A 20,762-nucleotide genomic window follows, 5' to 3' on the forward strand; every position below is an offset into this window, starting at 1 on the left:
GATCTCAAAGCCCCTTATGGCTGCTGCCAGAGAATGACAGCCGCCGTTACCAACAAGTTGACGAGCGTCAGCGGCAGGCACACTTTCCAGCCGAAGGACATTACCTGGTCATAACGCGGACGCGGTAAGGACGCACGAATCAAAATGAACATCATCATGAAGAACGCGGTTTTCAGCGCGAACCAGATGAACGGCGGTAAGAACGGGCCATGCCAGCCACCAAAGAACAGCGTTACCATCAACGCGGAAATGGTGACGATACCGATGTACTCGCCCACGAAGAACAGACCGAATTTCATACCGGAATATTCAATGTGGTAACCGTCGGCCAGTTCCTGTTCGGCTTCTGGCTGGTCAAACGGGTGACGGTGACACACCGCCACGCCCGCGATAGCAAAGGTCACAAAACCAAAGAACTGCGGGATAACGTTCCAGATGTCGGCCTGGTTGTTGACGATGTCGGTCATGTTGAATGAACCGGCCTGCGCCACCACGCCCATCAGGGAGAGTCCCAGGAACACTTCGTAGCTCAGCGTCTGCGCGGAAGCACGCATCGCACCCAGCAGCGAGTATTTGTTGTTACTGGACCAGCCTGCGAACAGCACCGCGTACACCGCGAGGCCTGCCATCATCAGGAAGAACAGAATGCCGATGTTCAGGTCAGCCACCACCCAGGTTGGGCTGACGGGAACGATAGCAAACGCCAGCAGCAGCGAGGTAAAGGCGATCATCGGTGCCAGCGTAAAGATCACGCGGTCCGAGAAGCGCGGAACCCAGTCCTCTTTAAAGAACATCTTGATCATGTCCGCCACCAGCTGGAGTGAACCACCCCAGCCCACGCGGTTCGGTCCGTAACGGTTCTGGAACAGACCGAGCAGACGACGTTCACCAAAGCTCATGAACGCGCCGCAGGTGACGACCACCAGCAGAATGACGACCGCTTTCAGAATGCTCAGCAGGATGTCGATAAGATCCGGCGTTAACCAACTCATGCTTTTGCCTCCTGAAGGTTATCAAGATGCGCACCCGCCAGGACCGGCGCGATGCCAGGCATACCCATCGGCAGACCCACCTGCCCTGCTGACAGGCTTTCAGAAATAATCAGCGGCAGGCTGATTGTCTGGCCGTCGTAGCTAAAGGCAATGTTCGCACCCGCGTTAACGCCAAGCTTCGCGGCATCCGCCGGGTTGAGCTTGATGTACGGCTGCGGCATACGCTGCTGGAATACCGGAGAACGCTGGGACATTTCGTCGCTACCGAACAGATGGTAGTACGGCGCAATACGCCAGTGGCCTTCCTGTGCCTGGAAACGTTCCGGAACGGTAGAGAAGAAGTCCAGACCGGTTTCGGAGGCTTCAATCAGACGCACGCCCGGATCGCCGTGGCGCAGATGACCACCCACTTCAGCCTGGAATTTGTTCCATGCCTGCGGGGAGTTCCAGCCCGGTGCCCATGCAAACGGGATTTGCGAACGCGGCGCAGACGGCTGGTTGTTCCCTTCCATCGAGAAGGCGAACATGGTGTCTTTATCCTGCGGCTGACGCGGTTCGTGCACGCTGATGTTGGCACGCATCGCAGTACGACCGCTGTAGCGGTGCGGCTCACGCGCCAGTTTCTGGCCGCGAATACGGAAGCTTGCGTCAGGCGCGGCGTCTTTAATGCCCGCCAGCTGAGGCAGTTTCTCAACAACCGCGTCGATAACGTGGTCGAGCTGCGTCCAGTCCACTTCACGGCTCTGCACGGTGCTGTGCAGAGAGTGCAGCCAGCGCCAGCTTTCCAGCATCACGGTGTTGCTGTCGTAGTAGGCCGGGTCATAAACCTGGAAGAAGCGCTGTGCGCGGCCTTCGTTGTTGATCACCGTCCCGTCGCTTTCTGCGAAGCTTGCAGCAGAGAGCACCAGGTGTGCTTTGTCCATGATCGCGGTGCGCTGATGGTCGATAACCATCACCAGCGGTGCTTTGGAGAGCGCGGCGTCAACGCGAGCGGCGGAAGCGTGGCGATGCAGGTCATTTTCCAGCACTACCACCACATCAGCAGAACCGGATTCCAGTTCGCTTAACGCTTCTTCCAGCGAGCCGCCACCAATCATGCCCAGTCCGATGCTGTTCACCGCACGGGCAATCATGGTCACACCGACGTCAGCGCCACGGCCCTTCAGGGCTTTGGCAACGTTCGCTGCGGCCTGAATGATTTCAGCGCTACCGGCGTTGGTACCGGAAATGATCAGTGGTTTTTTCGCCCCCGCCAGCGCCTGAACAATCACGTCGACCTTGTTCTGCAGGTCGCGATCCAGTTCAACGGCCGGCGAGTTGCTGTCCAGCGCGTGGGCAATGGCAAAGCCGAGGCGCGCCTGATCTTCAACCGGCGCGCAGTAGGTCCACGCGGCGATATCGTCCAGACGGGTGTTGTCGACGTTAGTCACAAACAGAGGATGCTTCGCGCGCTGGCCGATGTTGAGGATCGCCGCAATCTGCCAGTCAGCCACTTTCTGCGCTGCTGCCATTTCACGTGCTTTGCCCTTCACCGCCTGACGAACCGCCAGAGCCGCGCGTGCGCCGGTCTGCGTCAGGTCTTCCCCGAGCACCAGAACCGCATCATAGGATTCGATTTCGCGCAGCGCAGGCGTGTGTACACCGCCTTCACGCAGCACTTTCAGCACCAGTTGCAGACGTTCCTGCTCGCCATGGGCGATACCGGTATAGAAGTTTTCCGCCCCAACCAGCTCGCGCAGCGCGAAGTTGCTTTCGATGCTGGCGCGCGGGGAGCCGATGCCGATCACTTTCTTCGACTGGCGCAGAATATCTGCCGCGCCCTGCATCGCCTGTTCAGCGTTGAGGGTAATGACGTCGTCGCCACGGCGCTGAACCGGCTGACGCGGACGGTCTTTCAGGTTCACATAGCCATAGCCAAAACGACCGCGATCGCAGAGGAAGTAGTGGTTAACGGTACCGTTGTAACGGTTTTCGATACGACGCAGTTCACCGTAACGTTCACCCGGGCTGGTGTTACAGCCGAGGGAGCACTGCTGGCAGATGCTTGGCGCAAACTGCATGTCCCATTTACGGTTGTAACGCTCGGAGTGGGTTTTATCCGTGAACACGCCGGTCGGGCAGATTTCTACCAGGTTACCGGAGAATTCGCTTTCAAGCGTACCGTCTTCCGGACGACCGAAGTAAACGTTGTCATGCGCGCCATACACGCCCAGATCCTGACCGTCTGCATAATCTTTGTAGTAACGCACGCAGCGGTAGCAGGCGATGCAGCGGTTCATTTCGTGAGAGATGAACGGCCCCAGATCCTGATTTCGGTGGGTACGCTTGGTAAAGCGATAGCGACGGAAGCTGTGACCGGTCATGACGGTCATATCCTGAAGGTGGCAGTTACCCCCCTCCTCACACACCGGACAGTCGTGTGGGTGGTTGGTCATCAACCACTCCACTACGCTTTCGCGGAACTGTTTGGCTTCTTCGTCATCAATCGAAATAAAAGTGCCTTCGGTGGCTGGCGTCATACAGGACATCACCAGTCGACCACGCGTGTCTTCCGCGTTTTGATATTGCTTCACCGCACACTGGCGGCAAGCACCGACGCTGCCCAGCGCCGGATGCCAGCAAAAGTACGGAATATCGAGGCCAAGAGACAGACAAGCTTCCAGCAGGTTGTCCGCCCCGTTGACTTCGTATTCTTTGCCGTCTACATGAATCGTAGCCATTAGCATGCTTCCAGTTGGCTCGGCCGAAACCGAGCGTTAATCAAAATTCTGTTTTTACCAGCGTGCTTTCAGCAGGTTCGGCTGAATACCATTGATAGAATGGGTATTGCTGAACGGCTGCTTGATGCCTGCTTCGAATTCGTCGCGGAAATATTTAATCGCGCTCTGCAGCGGCTCGACGGCACCCGGTGCGTGGGCACAGAAGGTTTTACCTGGCCCTAAGAATCGACACAGTTGCTCAAGTGTCTCGATATCGCCAGGCTGGCCTTCGCCACGTTCGATAGCGCGCAGGATCTTCACGCTCCACGGCAGACCGTCACGGCATGGTGTACACCAGCCGCAGGACTCGCGGGCGAAGAACTCTTCCAGGTTACGCACCAGGGATACCATGCCGATCTCGTGGTCGACGGCCATCGCCAGCGCGGTACCCAGACGGCTGCCTGCTTTACCAATGCTTTCGAACTCCATTGGCAGGTCAAGGTGGGCTTCGGTTAAGAAGTCTGTCCCTGCCCCACCCGGCTGCCAGGCTTTGAATTTCAGGCCATCGCGCATGCCGCCGGCGTAGTCTTCAAGAATTTCACGTGCGGTGGTGCCGAACGGCAGCTCCCAGACGCCGGGATTCTTCACGCGACCGGAGAAGCCCATCAGCTTGGTACCGGCATCTTTACTTGATGAGATGCCCTGATACCACTCCACGCCGTTCGCAAGGATAGCCGGAACGTTACACAGGGTTTCGACGTTGTTTACACAGGTCGGTTTACCCCACACGCCGGAGCTTGCCGGGAACGGTGGCTTGGAGCGCGGGTTCGCGCGGCGGCCTTCCAGGGAGTTAATTAGCGCGGTTTCTTCACCGCAGATATAACGCCCGGCACCGGTGTGCACGAACAGCTCGAAGTCAAACCCGGTGCCCAGGATGTTTTTACCCAGCAGTCCGGCTTCAGTGGCTTCGGCAATCGCGCGACGCAGGTTTTCAGCCGCTTCGATGTATTCGCCGCGCAGGAAGATGTAGCCACGGTACGCTTTCAGCGCGAACGCGGAGATCAGCATGCCTTCCACCAGCAGGTGCGGCAGCTGTTCCATCAGCAGGCGGTCTTTATAGGTACCCGGCTCCATTTCATCGGCGTTACACAGCAGGTAACGGATGTTCATGGATTCATCTTTCGGCATCAGGCTCCACTTCAGACCGGTGGAGAAGCCCGCACCGCCGCGCCCTTTCAGGCCAGACTCTTTCACCGCATTAACGATGTCGTCTGGCGCCATGCCGCCGAGGGCTTTACGCGCACCGGCATAGCCGTTTTTGCTCTGATATTCGTCGAGCCAGACCGGCTGTTTGTCATCGCGCAGACGCCAGGTCAGCGGATGCGTCTCAGCAGTACGAATTACAGTTTTCATTTGTACTGCTCCAGCAGGTCAGGAATCGCTTCCGGCGTCAGATGGCTGTGAGTGTCCTCATCAATCATCATGGTCGGTCCCTTGTCGCAGTTACCCAGGCAGCAGGTTGGCAGCAGGGTAAAGCGTCCGTCGAACGTGGTCTGGCCCGGCTTAATATTAAGTTTCTTCTCAATCGCAGCCTGAATGCCCTGATAACCGGTAATGTGGCAGACAACGCTGTCACAGTAGCGGATCACATGGCGGCCGACCGGCTGACGGAAGATCTGGCTGTAGAACGTGGCTACGCCTTCTACGTCACTTGCCGGAATGCCCAGCACTTTTGCGATCTCATAGATCGCCCCATCCGGCACCCAACCACGCTGTTTCTGTACGATTTTCAGCGCTTCAATGGACGCCGCACGCGGGTCTTCGTAGTGGTGCATCTCGTGCTCAATGGCGGCACGCTCTGCTTCACTCAGCTCAAAAGCCTCGGTTTGTGGTTGTTGATTCTCGTGCATAATTAGCGGTCCACATCTGACATAACAAAATCGATACTACCCAGATACACAATCAGGTCGGAGACCAGACTGCCGCGAATGGCGGCCGGGATCTGCTGCAGGTGCGCAAAGCTTGGCGTACGCACGCGGGTACGGTAGCTCATGGTGCTGCCGTCGCTGGTGAGGTAGTAGCTGTTGATACCCTTGGTCGCTTCAATCATCTGGAAGGATTCTTGTGCCGGCATGACCGGGCCCCAGGAAACCTGCAAGAAGTGGGTGATCAGGGTTTCGATATGTTGCAGCGTGCGCTCTTTCGGTGGCGGCGTCGTCAGCGGGTGATCCGCCTTGAACGGGCCTTCCGGCATGTTGTTGAGGCACTGCTCAAGGATGCGCAGGCTCTGGCGCAGCTCTTCCACTTTCAGCATCACGCGGGTGTAGCAGTCGGAAACGCCGCCGCCAACCGGGACTTCAAAGTCGAAGTTCTCGTAGCCAGAGTAAGGACGGGCTTTACGCACGTCGAAATCAATACCGGTTGCGCGCAGGCCAGCACCTGTGGTTCCCCACTCCAGCGCCTCTTTCGCGCCGTAGGCGGCAACGCCCTGGGAGCGGCCTTTCAGGATGGAGTTACGCAGCGCGGCTTTCTCGTAAGACGCCAGACGTTTCGGCATCCAGTCGAGGAATTCACGCAGCAGGCGGTCCCAGCCGCGCGGCAGATCGTGCGCCACGCCGCCGATGCGGAACCAGGCCGGGTGCATACGGAAACCGGTAATCGCTTCCACCAGATCGTAGATTTTCTGACGGTCGGTAAAGGCGAAGAAGACCGGCGTCATCGCGCCGACGTCCTGAATGAACGTGGAGATGTACAGCAGGTGGCTGTTAATACGGAACAGTTCAGACAGCATCACGCGAATCACGTTAACGCGATCCGGGACGGTGATGCCTGCCAGTTTCTCAACGGCCAGCACGTATGGCATCTCGTTTACGCAGCCGCCGAGGTATTCGATACGGTCAGTATACGGAATGTAGCTGTGCCAGGACTGACGCTCGCCCATCTTCTCAGCACCACGGTGGTGGTAGCCAATGTCAGGCACGCAGTCGACAATCTCTTCGCCGTCAAGCTGAAGAATAATACGGAATGCACCGTGCGCAGACGGGTGGTTTGGACCGAGGTTAAGGAACATGAAGTCCTCGTTTTCGGTGCCGCGCTTCATGCCCCAGTCTTCCGGCTTGAAGGTCAGCGCTTCCATCTCCAGATCCTGCTTGGCTTTGGTCAGCTCAAACGGGTCGAATTCGGTGGCGCGTGCCGGGTAGTCTTTACGCAGCGGGTGGCCGGTCCAGGTCTGCGGCATCATGATGCGCGTCAGATGCGGGTGGCCGTCGAAGGTCATGCCGAACATTTCCCAGGTTTCACGCTCGTACCAGTTAGCGTTTGGGAAAAGTTTGGTGATCGTCGGCAGATGCATGTCGTTTTCAGACAATGCCACCTTGAGCATGATATCCGTGTTGCGGTCTATTGAGATCAGGTGGTAGAAAACGGAAAAATCCGCAGCAGGGAGACCCTGGCGGTGCGTTCTCAGACGTTCGTCCATGCCGTGTAAGTCAAACAGCATGACGTAAGGTTTTGGCAATTTCTTGAGGAAATCGACAACTTCCAGTAATTGCTCACGCTTCACCCAAACAACGGGTACCCCGGTGCGGGTGGCCTGAACAGTAAAGGCATCCGGCCCAAAACGGTTGCGCAGTTCGCCAATGACGGGGTCATCGAGATGATCCCGGGTCTGCCAGGCGGCTTCTTGCGCGGTTAAGTCGGTCATATTGTTCACCATTGCAAATGGTCCGTGGTGACTGTTAAGCCTGGCTTCGCGCTATTTGAGTAGTGATATGCGAAGGTGTTCTCCAGGCCCACAGGCGCAAATTAAATTTCGTCAGGCGTACGCAGGTTGGTGACGGCAATACGTTCACCACGTTTACGCTCGCGCTCAGACTGCATGTTCGCGCGATAGACACCTTGATCGCCAACTACCCAGGAGAGCGGACGGCGTTCTTTACCGATTGACTCCTGCAGCAGCATCAGCGCCTGCATATAGGCCTCTGGACGCGGCGGGCAGCCCGGGATGTACACATCCACCGGAATGAACTTATCAACGCCCTGCACAACGGAATAAATGTCGTACATACCGCCGGAGTTTGCACATGCGCCCATGGAGATTACCCATTTTGGCTCCAGCATCTGGTCATAAAGACGCTGAATAACCGGTGCCATCTTGGTAAAGCAGGTTCCGGCCACCACCATCAGGTCAGCCTGACGTGGAGAAGCACGCAGTACCTCGGCCCCAAAACGCGCAACGTCATGCACCGCAGTGAATGACGTCACCATTTCAACGTAGCAGCAAGAAAGGCCAAAGTTGTATGGCCAGATGGAGTTCTTACGACCCCAGTTGACCATATCGTGCATGGCATGTTCGAGTTTGCCCATGTACACGCTTTTGTTGACTTCTTGCTCCAGGGGGTCGGTTACGATCTCCTGTTTTTGCAGGGGGTAACGGTCATTCTCACCGTTAGGATCTATGCGGGTGAGCGTATAATCCATCTTATTGCCTCGCTGTTACTGCTGACGATTAGAGATACTGTTTTCCGGGTTGATGTGTTCACGGCGTGAACGCACAGGTGTCCAGTCCAGCGCGCCAATACGCACCAGATAAACCAGACCGGCCAGTAACACTAAAATGAAAATTGCGGCCTCGACAAAGCCCACCCAACCACTTTCGCGAATCGAGGTAGACCACGCGAAGAGGTAAAGCGCTTCCACGTCGAAAATGACGAAGAACATGGCTACCAGGTAGAACTTGGCAGACAGGCGTAAGCGAGCGGTACCTACTGAATCAATACCTGATTCGAAAGGTGTGTTTTTGTGCCTTGCGCGGGCGCGACCGCCCAGGAACCAGCCGCCGACTAACATCAGGCAGCACAGGCCAATGGCTACAATAAGAAAGATTGCGAATGCCCAGTGATGAGCGATGACTTCTGTGGATGTTGACATACTCATTGCTTACTCATCAAAAGTGATACCGACGACACTGCTCTTGCTGGCAGATGGGCATCACATCGATTCATGGGGAGGAACAAAATAACCTTACACTAACTGTCAGAAATGAGACATAGACAGCAAAATGATGGGGTTTTTTACTCCTTTCTATAACCTTTTGTCAACTTTAACAAAGGTTTCTTCACATTAAATTACAACGTGCGATTCTCATTAACATTTGGTGCCCTTTAACCCTGGTGGGTACATGACTTTACGTCAAATGCATCTTGTTGAATCGTGTCCGTTTTGGAAGTAAAAAAAATAACCCTCCTATTTTGACAGGATTTGCCAACGATTCCTCCCCCCAAATGGGAGTATTTTCTTGATCTGAGACACGCTTTTGTTAATTCAATCAAAAAAACAGCAACATATTTCCTGTTTTTTTAACATCGGCGGGGTATTAAGCAAGTTAGAAGAGGTATCGTTTACAACTTAACCAAAAGCATTTTCTGCATTGATAAATAAGCGGTATTTGCTTTAACCCTGCTCCGTTCGCGGTTATGAATAGCAAAAAAAACCACCCGCAGGAAAAAATCATGCGAGTGGCTCTTTTTTGCACTTACATTTTGTTACGAGAATTTTGGGGGAATGATCACTCAAAATCCCTTTCCACAATCAGGGAGTCATCCCCTCCTTCCGGAGTAACAGGCGCGTACTGCCATGGATTGTGGTAGTTTTCCATTGCCTCGAATACCACTTTCGCTAGCTCGTTGTTGCTGGCGGCATTATGGCACAGCAGGTACTCCGTATCCGGCAACGACGGGAGTCCCTCAGATTGACCCAGCACACGCAGATCGGGGCTCATCATCTCCACCGGACGGGCTGTTACGCCAAGTCCGGCCTTCACTGCCGCTCGTACCGCAGGCAACGTTGACGCAACGTACGCCAGGCGCCACGGAATACTGGCTTCGTTGAGCGCAGTCAGCACCATATCGCGGAACGGACTAGGATCGTCCAGCAGGACCAGGGGTATTGGCTCACCTTTTTGCAATACGTACTCCGCGGCACAGTACCAGTGCGTAGGAGAAGTACGCAGCGTCAGGCAGTCATACTGGCCAGGTCGATGCGTGGTGACCACCAGGTCAACCTCGTTTTCTTTCAGCATCTCAACCATGAAGGCATTGCGTTTAACGCTAACGTCCAGGGCAAGCTTCGGATAAACCGAGCTAATTCGGTTGAGAAGGAAGGGCAAAATGGTATCTGCTGATTCATCTGACGCCCCTAATGTTAACACTCCCTGAAGGTTGCTAAACATTAATGACATACAGGCTTCATCATTAAAGCGCAGTATCTTTCTGGCATAACCCAGAAGCTGAATACCATGTTCTGTTAAAAGCTTATTACGTCCATGACGCGCAAAAAGCTCTTTACCAACCAGTTGTTCCAGCCGCTGCATTTGCTGACTCACGGCGGACTGGGTACGGCAAACGGCGGCAGCAGCTGCTGCAAAAGTGTTGAGATCGGCGACCGCAACAAACGTTCTCAGCAGATCGAGGTCGAGATTCATTATCGGACGATTTGCATTTATCATATCTTTTCACTTTCAGGTTGCTCGTGCGGAGCTGCCCGGGTTGAAGCTGTGTGTAACAGTTAAGCAATTCCTTCTGAAGAGTTTCCCTCGCGTCCCGGCCCGGCAGACTGCCTGACAGATAGTTATTGTACTTTGGTATATCAACAGTCAGAAATCACGTTTCATGACGTTATTTTTATTCTCTTGCGTTCAGGATATTTCGTTATCTGAAGGTAGATGTAAATTCCATTAAGAGTAAGACATGTTTTCTGCCATCTATATCGCGGCGTTGCCAGCGTAGCAAGATGTGACTTACCCAATCAGCCAGAGATTACTTTAACAATAACAATCGATTAATACAGGAAGGCAGAAGCTGATATACGTAACAGGCCTATCGCTACGCTGCATTCCCAAAACACATCTTAACCCAAATCCACTATATTTATAAGTCTTATTGCAATATAACGGATTTAACGCCAATGATAAGCAACTACACTCTTTTTATTAAAATTAACGAAAGTTGCATTTTCGTCGTTAATAATAAATAAAGTTTAATTTAGATTCAGGCCATTCATTAATAACACTTAACATTAATTTCACATGAGTAACTTTTAACCTGGCTTTGCTAATAGAGCAAACTGTATCTCAGCATTCAGGTTTTACGAATGGTCACTCAGGGGGACTAACGCTTCAGCCCGGATCGTCTTTTTATTTAAATCAGAATAATATTAATATTTATGTGAAACTTTCAGCATAAAAAACCCAACAATAAGCGTTTTCACGGTAATTTCAGGCGCAAAATCACTCCATCATTAGATTAAGCAATCACAGCAGTGCTGCCTGGTTGGACAAAATCTTCTTCTGTGCGCCCTTCAAAACGAAGCGCGGTGGGAGTACATTGTTCCGTGCTGCTTCCACGGCAGGAAGTTGCAATAATAGCGAAAAGGTTAAAGGTTCATGTCCCCTATCGAAAAATCCAGCAAGCTCGACAACGTCTGTTACGACATCCGTGGCCCGGTACTCAAAGAGGCAAAACGCCTTGAAGAGGAAGGCAATAAGGTTCTGAAACTCAACATCGGCAACCCCGCGCCATTTGGTTTTGAAGCGCCGGATGAGATCCTGGTGGATGTGATCCGTAACCTGCCCACTGCACAAGGCTACTGCGATTCAAAAGGGCTTTATTCCGCCCGTAAAGCCATTATGCAGCACTATCAGGCTCGCGGTATGCGCGACGTCACCGTTGAAGATATCTACATTGGCAACGGTGTCTCGGAGCTGATCGTTCAGGCGATGCAGGCGCTCCTGAACAGCGGCGATGAAATGCTGGTTCCCGCTCCAGACTATCCGCTGTGGACGGCTGCGGTATCGCTCTCCAGCGGTAAAGCGGTGCACTATCTTTGCGATGAATCGTCGGACTGGTTCCCGGATCTGGATGACATTCGCGCCAAAATAACACCGCGCACCCGGGGAATCGTGATCATTAACCCGAATAACCCGACGGGCGCGGTCTATTCAAAAGAGCTGCTGATGGAGATCGTCGAGATCGCCCGCCTGCACAACCTGATCATCTTTGCCGACGAGATTTACGACAAGATCCTGTACGACGCGGCGCAGCACCACTCTATCGCCGCGCTGGCGCCCGATCTGCTGACGGTCACCTTTAACGGACTGTCTAAAACTTACCGCGTTGCCGGTTTCCGTCAGGGCTGGATGGTACTGAACGGTCCGAAAAAACATGCGAAAGGCTACATTGAAGGGCTGGAGATGCTGGCATCCATGCGTCTGTGCGCCAACGTACCGGCGCAACATGCGATCCAGACAGCACTCGGGGGCTATCAAAGCATCAGCGAGTTTATCGTTCCAGGCGGCCGCCTCTATGAACAGCGCAACCGTGCATGGGAATTAATTAATGATATTCCGGGCGTCTCCTGCGTGAAGCCTAACGGCGCGCTGTATATGTTCCCGAAAATCGACGCGAAGCGCTTCAATATTCACGACGACCAGAAAATGGTGCTCGACTTCCTGTTGCAGGAAAAAGTGCTGCTGGTTCAGGGGACGGCGTTTAACTGGCCGTGGCCGGATCACGTGCGTATTGTAACCCTGCCGCGCGAAGACGATCTCGAAATGGCCATCAGCCGCTTCGGACGATTCCTCTCGGGGTACCATCAGTAACGCTGACTTTCCGCCGGGTGGCGCTGCGCTTACCCGGCCTGTAACATCTGCAAATTTGCATCTTCCCTCCCCTCCCCGCACAATGAAGTCCGTCGCAGTGAAGACATAAGGTAACCTATGAGTCAGAGTCATTTCTTTGCCCACCTCTCCCGCCTGAAACTCATCAACCGCTGGCCGCTGATGCGCAACGTGCGCACTGAAAATGTGTCTGAGCACAGTTTGCAGGTTGCTATGGTCGCTCATGCGCTGGCCGCGATTAAAAACCGCAAATTCAACGGGCAGGTTAATGCCGAACGTATCGCCCTGCTGGCGTTGTACCACGATGCATCGGAAGTGCTGACCGGGGATCTGCCTACGCCGGTGAAATATTTCAACTCGCAGATTGCCCAGGAATATAAGGCCATTGAGAAGATTGCCCAGCAGAAGCTGATCGATATGGTGCCTGATGAGCTGCGTGATATCTTCGGGCCGCTGATCGACGAGCATCAGTATACGGAAGAGGAGAAATCCCTGGTTAAGCAGGCCGATGCGCTGTGCGCCTACCTGAAATGTCTGGAAGAGTTATCCGCGGGGAATAACGAGTTCCTGCTGGCGAAAACGCGCCTGGAGAAAACGCTCGACTCCCGCCGTAGCGAAGAGATGGATTACTTTATGCAGGTGTTTGTGCCGAGCTTCCATTTGTCGCTGGATGAGATCAGTCAGGATTCACCGCTGTAGTTTTTCGCCCAGCGGCGCTGCGCTTGCAGGGCCTACGGATCACGTAGGCCGGGTAAGGCGTAGCCGTCACCCGGCAATGTTCTCAGAACGGGAATAACACCGGAATCAGCACCACGCATACCAGCATCACCAGCACGGTGAACGGCACGCCAATTTCACGAAGTCGCTGGATGAGATTAGCAAGGATTCGCCGCTGTAGTTTTTCGCCCAGCGGCGCTGCGCTTGCAGGGCCTACGAATCACGTAGGCCGGGTAAGGCGTAGCCGCCACCCGGCGATGTTCTCAGAACGGGAATAACACCGGAATCAGCACCACGCATACCAGCATCACCAGCACGGTGAACGGCACGCCCAGCTTTACAAAATCGCTGAATCGATAGTTTCCCGGCCCCAGCACCAGGGTATTGACCGGGGAAGATACCGGCGTCATAAATGCCGCGGACGCCGCCATCGCTACCACCATCGCAAACGGATAGGGCGAAACGCCCATCGATTTTGCCATCGCCAGCGCAATAGGCGCCATCAGCACCGCCGTTGCGGTATTGGAGATGAACAAACCAATGGTGGCGCACATGACGAACAGGCAAACCATCATCAGGTACGGACCATATCCCCCGCCCGCGTCCATTAAGCCTTTTACGATCAAATCCACCCCGCCGGTTTTCTGTAGCGCCAGGGTGAAGGGCATCATCCCAACGATGAGAATGATGCTTGGCCAGTGAATCGCTTTGTAAGCGCTTTCGGCGTCGATACAGCGGAATTTGCCCATTAACAGACAGGCGATTATCGCCGCCACCGGGTTAGGGATCTCGTCCGTCAGCATCAACGCGACCATCAACACCAGGCAAAAAATCGCATGGGGCGCCTGACTGTGCGCCGGTGACGCGTCGCTCTCTTCAATCGGCATATTCAGCACCACAAAATCGCGGCCTTTCTGCCCGAGCTGGCTAATCAGTTTCCAGTTGCCGACCACGAGGAAGATATCCCCCAGCAGGATCGGCTCATCCACCACCGCCCCTTCAAGGGCTACGCCATCGCGCTTCAGGCCCACCACGTTGAGACCATAGCGGGTACGAAAGCCGATTTCGCGCACGGTTTTGCCCAATAACTCCGATTCCGGGATCAGCGACACCTCGGCCATTCCCACATCCAGCGCCCGGTCGGAGAAATACTCGCCGCGCAGCACCATCGGCTCCAGCAGCTGCTCGCTACAAAACTCTCGCAGATCCACGTCCGCGGTGGACATATCAATCAGCAGGACGTCACGCGCGCGAAACTCTGACACCCCATTCACGTTAACGATTACCCGACGAAAACGACGCCAGCGCTCAACCCCGATGACGTTCGCGCCATAGCGTTCGCGTAGCTTAAGGTCGTCCAGCCGCTGGCCTATCATCGGCGAACCGGGGCGGATAGCCAGCCGACGGGCGCGCCCGGTCAGACGGTACTCTTTGATCAAATCGCGAAAAGTTCGCCGCTTCCAGCCCTCTTTGGCTTTGTCCTGCTTCTCCCCTTTCAGCGCGAAACGGGTCAACAGCATATAGATAATGCCCATCACCAGTACAACCAGCCCGATCGGCGTGACGCTGAAAAAGCTAAACCCCTCAAGCCCCTCACGGATCAGTTCGCTGTTCACGACGAGGTTCGGCGGGGTCGCGACCAGCGTCATCATGCCGCTGATGAGCCCGGCAAAGCTCAACGGCATCATCAGCCGCGACGGGGAGATCTGCATCCTCATGCAGACGCTCAGCACAACCGGAATAAAGATGGCCACGACCCCCGTCGAGCTCATAAACGCACCCAGTCCGGCGACCGTCAGCATCAGGTAAATCAGCATTTTGGTTTCGCTGCTGCCCGCCACTTTAACCAGCCAAGACCCCATCATCGTCGCCACGCCGGTGCGTACCAGCCCGTCGCCAATAATAAACAGGGCGGCAATCAAAATAACGTTGGGATCGCTAAACCCGGAAAAGGCTTCCGGCAGGGAAAGGGTACCGCTCAGAACGAACGCGACAATCACAAACAGGGCGACGGCATCCATGCGCACCTTGCCCGTGGCAAAAAGAATGATGGCGATTAACAGCAGGCTCAGGACCCAAATCAGTTCACCGTTCACAACATGTCCTTGTCAGTGGAGGAGAAGCAATTCTGCCATAAAAAAGCCCCGGTAATGCGGGGCTATATCATGGGATTACATTTTTAGCGAGACGGTTACAACGCCGTCTGATGCCTTCGAGACGTCGATGGCGGTCAGAGTATTAAGCACAAAATCTGCCTCCTCCAGCCGGGGGGACCCCGCCGGGACGTTAACGGCAATGACGTGGCTTCCGGCGTTCAGCCCGGCCAGCACGCCTGCCGCCGCGTCTTCCACCACCACGCACTCCGCTGGCGCAAGGCCGAGCAGTTCAGCGCCGAGCAGAAACGCATCCGGTTCGGGCTTGCCGCGCTTTACGCGCTCAGCGGTAATGAAGACGTCCGGCGTCGGTAAACCGGCCGCCTTATGGCGGGCATGCGCGACAGGAACCGAGCCGGAGGTGACGATAGCCCACGGGATCTGCGCTTCATTCAGATGCTCAAGCAATTCGCGCGCACCGGGCAGCGCGGTGATGCCCTCAGTGTCGGTAGCTTCAATCTGCTCCAGATATTTGAACTCCGCCTGAATCTCTTCCTCAGGACGTCCCGCCAGGAAGTGCCGCAATGAGGTAATGGCCTGTTTGCCATGGATGAAATTCAGTACATCCTGATGGTCAATGCCGTGCCTGTCGGCCCAATGACACCAGGAACGCTCCACTACCGGCAGCGAATCCACCAGCGTACCGTCCAGATCAAACAGAAAACCTTTACACTGCACACGCACCTCCGTCAGGCATTAATGATTTGTTGAATTTCGTTGCTGCTTAAATGGTACTGACGCGGACAGGCGTGCCACGCGCTCAGCATACGTTGATACTTATCCCACATCGGGGTCTGGGCGTTGAAGCCGTGCGTACCCGCATCAAAATGAGTGTAGCGCCCTTCGGTGTTCACCATAAAGCGCACATAGCTCAGATAGCGCGCTTCTGTCGCGGCATCAAAGCCCAGGAACGTTACGCGGCGCTCATCAATGGACTGCTGGTCTTTCAGATTGGTCCAGGACACATGCAGCGCATGGTACATCTCCATGATGTCGATAACGATACGGCAGGTTTCCTCTTTCAGTTCGCCAAATTCGCGATCCAGTTCGCGCATCTGCAAGCCAAAACCACGTTCAACAATGGTTTGCAGGCGGCTGTAGCGCGCAGCGTTATCGGGATCAAGCATAGTCATCATCTTGTACTGGTTAGACAAAATCAGACGTTGAGCATGGGTCATTTCCATCTTTCGACTCCTGTAGCGCATTGCACTGTAAAAAAAAGACACGGTAACTGATTGTTACTGTGCCTTCTTTTGGTCGTCGTTTCGATGATCAATCACAAGTCATCGAGGAATGTTTTATCAAGCTGTTTAAACGCGCGCTTGAGGGTGTCCGCCAGCGCCTGATAATCCGGCTTGCCTTCAACCGGGGCGAGCGCCTGGCCGGCCTCCTCCAGTTTTCCACGCACTTCATAAAACCAGTGTAAAATAGAAGGCGGAAGTGGCGTGACGGAACGTTTACCTAACCACCACAATCCCTGCATCGGCAGGCTTAACGCAAAGAGCGCAGTCGCGACGGCAGGTCCAAGCTGTCCACCCAGCGCAATTTGCCAGCAAAGAGTAAAGACAGCGATCGGGGGCATAAAGCGAATCGCATAGCGCGTGGCGCGAATAGTGCGATTTTCAATAAACATGGGCGCGAGGCGCTTTTCCATCGGCCATGTCTTTGCGTAATGCTGTCCCCGACGAAACAGACTAAAAAAGTTCACGGACGGGATTTCAGGTGTTGACATGGCTGTACCTCAACTTCACATATAAAAATTAAAATTTTCGTGCAAAACCACAACAGGCTATGACAACGTTCAAAATATTTTGTCATCGCTACCCCGTATCGGGTATCCTGTGCCAGCCTGATAGGCCGTAGACGAGAAGCGTTAACTCGTCAAATTATCGCATATTATGCCATTGTCTGAAAAATGTTCAAAATGGCTTAAAATCATAGGTATTTCTTCCATCCTGCCAGAATGTTCGTTTGGCATGATGTTAATCATAAATGTCTGAGTCAGCATGCGTTACGCTTTAGACTCATTGACGTTTTTTTAGCCACGTATCAATTATAGGTACTTCCATGTCGAGTAAGTTAGTACTGGTTCTGAACTGCGGTAGCTCTTCACTGAAATTCGCCATCATCGATGCGCTCAACGGTGATGAGTACCTCTCTGGTTTGGCCGAATGTTTCCATCTGCCTGAAGCACGTATCAAGTGGAAGATGGACGGCAGCAAACAAGAAGCGGCTTTAGGTGCAGGCGCCGCTCACAGTGAAGCGCTGAACTTTATCGTTAACACTATTCTGGCACAAAAACCAGAACTGTCTGCTCAGCTGACTGCGATTGGTCACCGTATCGTCCACGGCGGCGAAAAATACACCAGCTCCGTGGTAATCGACGACTCTGTGATTCAGGGCATCAAAGACTCTGCGTCTTTCGCACCGCTGCATAACCCGGCTCACCTGATCGGTATCGCTGAAGCACTGAAATCCTTCCCGAATCTGAAAGATAAAAACGTGGCCGTGTTTGACACCGCGTTCCATCAGACCATGCCGGAAGAGTCTTACCTCTATGCCCTGCCATACAGCCTGTACAAAGAGCACGGCGTACGTCGCTACGGCGCACACGGCACCAGCCACTTCTATGTGACTCAGGAAGCCGCAAAAGTACTGAACAAGCCGGTTGAAGAAGTCAACATCATCACCTGCCACCTGGGCAACGGTGGTTCTGTTTCTGCTATCCGCAACGGTAAGTGTGTTGATACCTCTATGGGTCTGACCCCGCTGGAAGGTCTGGTGATGGGTACCCGTTCCGGTGATATCGACCCGGCGATCATCTTCCACCTGCACGACACCCTGGGCATGAGCGTTGACGACATCAACAAAATGCTGACCAAAGAGTCTGGCCTGCTGGGTCTGACCGAAGTCACCAGCGACTGCCGTTACGTTGAAGACAACTACGCAGAAAAAGCTGACGCTAAACGTGCAATGGACGTTTATTGCCACCGTCTGGCGAAGTACATCGGTTCTTACACCGCGCTGATGGACGGTCGTCTGGACGCGGTTATCTTCACCGGCGGCATCGGTGAGAACGCGGCAATGGTACGTGAGCTGTCCCTGGGCAAACTGGGCGTACTGGGCTTCGAAGTCGATCACGAGCGTAACCTGGCTGCCCGCTTCGGCAAGTCTGGCTTCATCAACAAAGAAGGCACCCGCCCGGCTATCGTTATCCCAACTAACGAAGAGCTGGTCATCGCGCAAGACGCGTGCCGCCTGACTGCCTGATTCCACACCGCCAGCAATGCTGGCGGTGCTGTTTTGTAGCCCGCCCAACGCGGCGGTAACGAAAGAGGATAAACCGTGTCCCGTACTATTATGCTGATCCCTACCGGAACCAGCGTCGGCCTGACCAGCGTCAGCCTCGGCGTGATCCGCGCTATGGAACGCAAAGGCGTTCGTCTGAGCGTCTTTAAGCCTATCGCCCAGCCACGTGCCGGTGGCGATGCGCCAGACCAGACCACCTCCATCGTTCGTAAGAACTCCAATCTGCCAGCGGCTGAACCGCTGAAGATGAGCCACGTTGAATCTCTGCTCTCCAGCAACCAGAAAGACGTGCTGATGGAAGAGATCATCGCCAACTACCACGCAAACGCGCAGGACGCTGAAGTGGTGCTGGTTGAAGGCCTGGTCCCGACCCGTAAACACCAGTTTGCCCAGTCTCTGAACTTTGAAATCGCGAAAACCCTGAACGCAGAGATCGTTTTCGTGATGTCTCAGGGCACGGACACCCCAGAGCAGCTGAAAGAGCGTATCGAACTGACGCGCAGCAGCTTCGGCGGTGCGAAAAACACCAGCATCACCGGCGTGATTGTTAACAAGCTGAACGCACCGGTTGATGAGCAGGGCCGTACGCGTCCTGACCTGTCCGAAATCTTCGACGACTCTTCCAAAGCGAAAGTCATCAAAGTTGACCCGGCTAAGCTGCAGGATTCCAGCCCACTGCCGGTGCTGGGTGCGGTGCCATGGAGCTTCGATCTGATTGCCACCCGTGCAATCGATATGGCGCGTCACCTGAATGCCACCATCGTTAACGAAGGCGATATCAACACCCGCCGCGTGAAGTCCGTGACCTTCTGCGCGCGCAGCATTCCGCACATGCTGGAACACTTCCGCGCAGGTTCCCTGCTGGTGACCTCTGCTGACCGTCCAGACGTGCTGGTTGCAGCGTGCCTGGCTGCGATGAACGGCGTGGAAATCGGTGCGATCCTGCTGACCGGTGCCTACGAGATGGACCCGCGCGTCAGCAAGCTGTGCGAACGTGCGTTCGCCACTGGCCTGCCAGTATTCATGGTGAACACCAACACCTGGCAGACCTCCCTGAGCCTGCAAAGCTTCAACCTCGAAGTGCCGGTTGATGACCACGAGCGTATCGAGAAAGTTCAGGAATACGTTGCGGGCTACATCAACGCAGACTGGATCGAATCCCTGACGGCGACGTCCGAGCGCAGCCGTCGTCTGTCTCCTCCAGCCTTCCGTTACCAGCTGACCGAGCTGGCGCGTAAAGCGGGCAAACGCGTGGTTCTGCCAGAAGGTGACGAACCACGTACCGTTAAAGCGGCGGCCATCTGTGCAGAGCGCGGTATCGCGACCTGTGTGCTGCTGGGTAACCCGGATGAGATCAACCGCGTTGCGGCGTCTCAGGGCGTTGAGCTGGGCGCTGGCATTGAGATCGTTGACCCGGAAGTGGTTCGCGAAAGCTACGTTGCCCGCCTGGTTGAGCTGCGTAAGAACAAGGGCATGACCGAAGCCGTTGCGCGCGAGCAGCTGGAAGACAACGTCGTGCTGGGTACGCTGATGCTGGAGCAGGACGAAGTTGACGGCCTGGTTTCCGGTGCGGTTCACACCACCGCGAACACTATCCGTCCACCGTTGCAGCTGATCAAAACCGCACCGGGCAGCTCTCTGGTCTCCTCCGTGTTCTTCATGCTGCTGCCTGAACAGGTTTACGTTTATGGCGACTGCGCGATCAACCCGGACCCAACCGCAGAGCAGCTGGCAGAAATCGCTATCCAGTCTGCGGACTCCGCGACTGCCTTCGGCATCGAACCGCGCGTAGCGATGCTCTCCTACTCCACCGGTACTTCTGGTGCAGGCAGCGACGTAGAGAAAGTCCGTGAAGCAACCCGCATTGCGCAGGAAAAACGTCCGGATCTGATGATCGACGGCCCGCTCCAGTACGATGCCGCAGTAATGGCTGACGTTGCGAAATCTAAAGCGCCTAACTCGCCGGTTGCAGGTCGCGCTACCGTGTTCATCTTCCCGGATCTGAACACCGGTAACACCACCTATAAAGCGGTACAGCGTTCAGCAGACCTGATCTCCATCGGGCCAATGCTGCAAGGTATGCGCAAGCCTGTGAACGACCTGTCTCGTGGTGCGCTGGTTGACGATATCGTCTACACCATCGCGCTGACGGCGATTCAGTCTTCGCAGCAGCAGTAAGCTAAAAAGCCCGGTGGCGCTAGCGCTTACCGGGCCCAGG

The 20,762-nt window shown here is 54.9% G+C and carries 16 protein-coding genes and 1 pseudogene; 4 read left to right on the forward strand and 13 right to left on the reverse strand.

Features of this window, described 5'->3' with window-relative positions; genetic code table 11:
* Positions 1–14: 14 nt before the first annotated feature.
* From nuoH to lrhA, 8 genes are all read right to left on the reverse strand, one after another.
* Complete coding sequence (gene nuoH / locus BFV65_RS14280) at positions 15–992, reverse strand: NADH-quinone oxidoreductase subunit NuoH (RefSeq protein ID WP_022648828.1); 978 nt, start codon at positions 990–992, stop codon at positions 15–17.
* A complete protein-coding gene (gene nuoG, locus BFV65_RS14285) occupies positions 989–3,712 on the reverse strand; it encodes an NADH-quinone oxidoreductase subunit NuoG (protein ID WP_069596790.1) in 2,724 nt (907 codons plus the stop codon). Before nuoG ends, nuoH begins: the two co-directional genes overlap by 4 nt.
* A gap of 54 nt (positions 3,713–3,766) precedes the next feature.
* Positions 3,767–5,104: an NADH-quinone oxidoreductase subunit NuoF gene (gene nuoF / locus BFV65_RS14290; RefSeq protein WP_003861487.1), complete on the reverse strand. Its 1,338-nt coding sequence runs from the start codon at positions 5,102–5,104 to the stop codon at positions 3,767–3,769.
* Complete coding sequence (gene nuoE, locus BFV65_RS14295; protein WP_006176513.1) at positions 5,101–5,601, reverse strand: NADH-quinone oxidoreductase subunit NuoE; 501 nt, start codon at positions 5,599–5,601, stop codon at positions 5,101–5,103. The genes nuoF and nuoE overlap by 4 nt, the downstream gene beginning before the upstream one ends.
* A 2-nt stretch (positions 5,602–5,603) precedes the next feature.
* Positions 5,604–7,406: an NADH-quinone oxidoreductase subunit C/D gene (gene nuoC, locus BFV65_RS14300; RefSeq protein ID WP_003861484.1), complete on the reverse strand. Its 1,803-nt coding sequence runs from the start codon at positions 7,404–7,406 to the stop codon at positions 5,604–5,606.
* A gap of 89 nt (positions 7,407–7,495) precedes the next feature.
* Positions 7,496–8,170: an NADH-quinone oxidoreductase subunit NuoB gene (gene nuoB / locus BFV65_RS14305; RefSeq protein ID WP_003861482.1), complete on the reverse strand. Its 675-nt coding sequence runs from the start codon at positions 8,168–8,170 to the stop codon at positions 7,496–7,498.
* Between the two features lie 15 nt (positions 8,171–8,185).
* The gene (nuoA, locus tag BFV65_RS14310; RefSeq protein ID WP_003861475.1) at positions 8,186–8,626 is read right to left on the reverse strand and encodes an NADH-quinone oxidoreductase subunit NuoA; all 441 of its coding nucleotides are present in this window, start codon (positions 8,624–8,626) and stop codon (positions 8,186–8,188) included.
* A gap of 631 nt (positions 8,627–9,257) precedes the next feature.
* Positions 9,258–10,196 (reverse strand): transcriptional regulator LrhA, encoded by a 939-nt coding sequence (gene lrhA, locus BFV65_RS14315; protein ID WP_032622483.1) that lies wholly within the window; start codon positions 10,194–10,196, stop codon positions 9,258–9,260.
* A gap of 936 nt (positions 10,197–11,132) precedes the next feature.
* On the opposite strand from lrhA, the gene alaA reads away from it, so the two are divergent.
* Positions 11,133–12,347, forward strand: a complete 1,215-nt coding sequence (alaA, locus tag BFV65_RS14320; RefSeq protein ID WP_022648831.1) for an alanine transaminase AlaA — start codon at positions 11,133–11,135, stop codon at positions 12,345–12,347.
* Between the two features lie 117 nt (positions 12,348–12,464).
* Entirely contained in the window at positions 12,465–13,064 is a 600-nt protein-coding gene (yfbR, locus tag BFV65_RS14325) for a 5'-deoxynucleotidase (RefSeq protein ID WP_022648832.1), read from the forward strand.
* Positions 13,065–13,146: 82 nt separating this feature from the next.
* Here the strand turns inward: yfbR and BFV65_RS23585 are convergent.
* From BFV65_RS23585 to yfbV, 5 genes and pseudogenes are all read right to left on the reverse strand, one after another.
* Positions 13,147–13,221: pseudogene (locus tag BFV65_RS23585) on the reverse strand (hypothetical protein); the annotation flags it as partial.
* A 124-nt stretch (positions 13,222–13,345) separates the two neighbouring features.
* Positions 13,346–15,178, reverse strand: a complete 1,833-nt coding sequence (locus BFV65_RS14330; RefSeq protein WP_069596791.1) for an SLC13 family permease — start codon at positions 15,176–15,178, stop codon at positions 13,346–13,348.
* A 75-nt stretch (positions 15,179–15,253) separates the two neighbouring features.
* A complete protein-coding gene (locus BFV65_RS14335; RefSeq protein ID WP_022648834.1) occupies positions 15,254–15,913 on the reverse strand; it encodes a sugar phosphatase in 660 nt (219 codons plus the stop codon).
* 11 nt (positions 15,914–15,924) lie between these two features.
* Positions 15,925–16,419, reverse strand: a complete 495-nt coding sequence (locus BFV65_RS14340; protein ID WP_008502874.1) for a YfbU family protein — start codon at positions 16,417–16,419, stop codon at positions 15,925–15,927.
* A 92-nt stretch (positions 16,420–16,511) separates the two neighbouring features.
* Entirely contained in the window at positions 16,512–16,967 is a 456-nt protein-coding gene (gene yfbV, locus BFV65_RS14345) for a terminus macrodomain insulation protein YfbV (RefSeq protein ID WP_003861459.1), read from the reverse strand.
* 335 nt (positions 16,968–17,302) lie between these two features.
* Here yfbV and ackA point away from each other — a divergent pair, with 335 nt between their 5' ends.
* Entirely contained in the window at positions 17,303–18,505 is a 1,203-nt protein-coding gene (gene ackA / locus BFV65_RS14350; RefSeq protein WP_022648835.1) for an acetate kinase, read from the forward strand.
* Positions 18,506–18,580: 75 nt separating this feature from the next.
* A complete protein-coding gene (pta, locus tag BFV65_RS14355; RefSeq protein ID WP_022648836.1) occupies positions 18,581–20,722 on the forward strand; it encodes a phosphate acetyltransferase in 2,142 nt (713 codons plus the stop codon).
* Positions 20,723–20,762 lie beyond the last annotated feature (40 nt).

The sequence above is a fragment of the Enterobacter hormaechei subsp. hoffmannii genome, assembly GCF_001729745.1.
Lineage (GTDB): Bacteria > Pseudomonadota > Gammaproteobacteria > Enterobacterales > Enterobacteriaceae > Enterobacter > Enterobacter intestinihominis.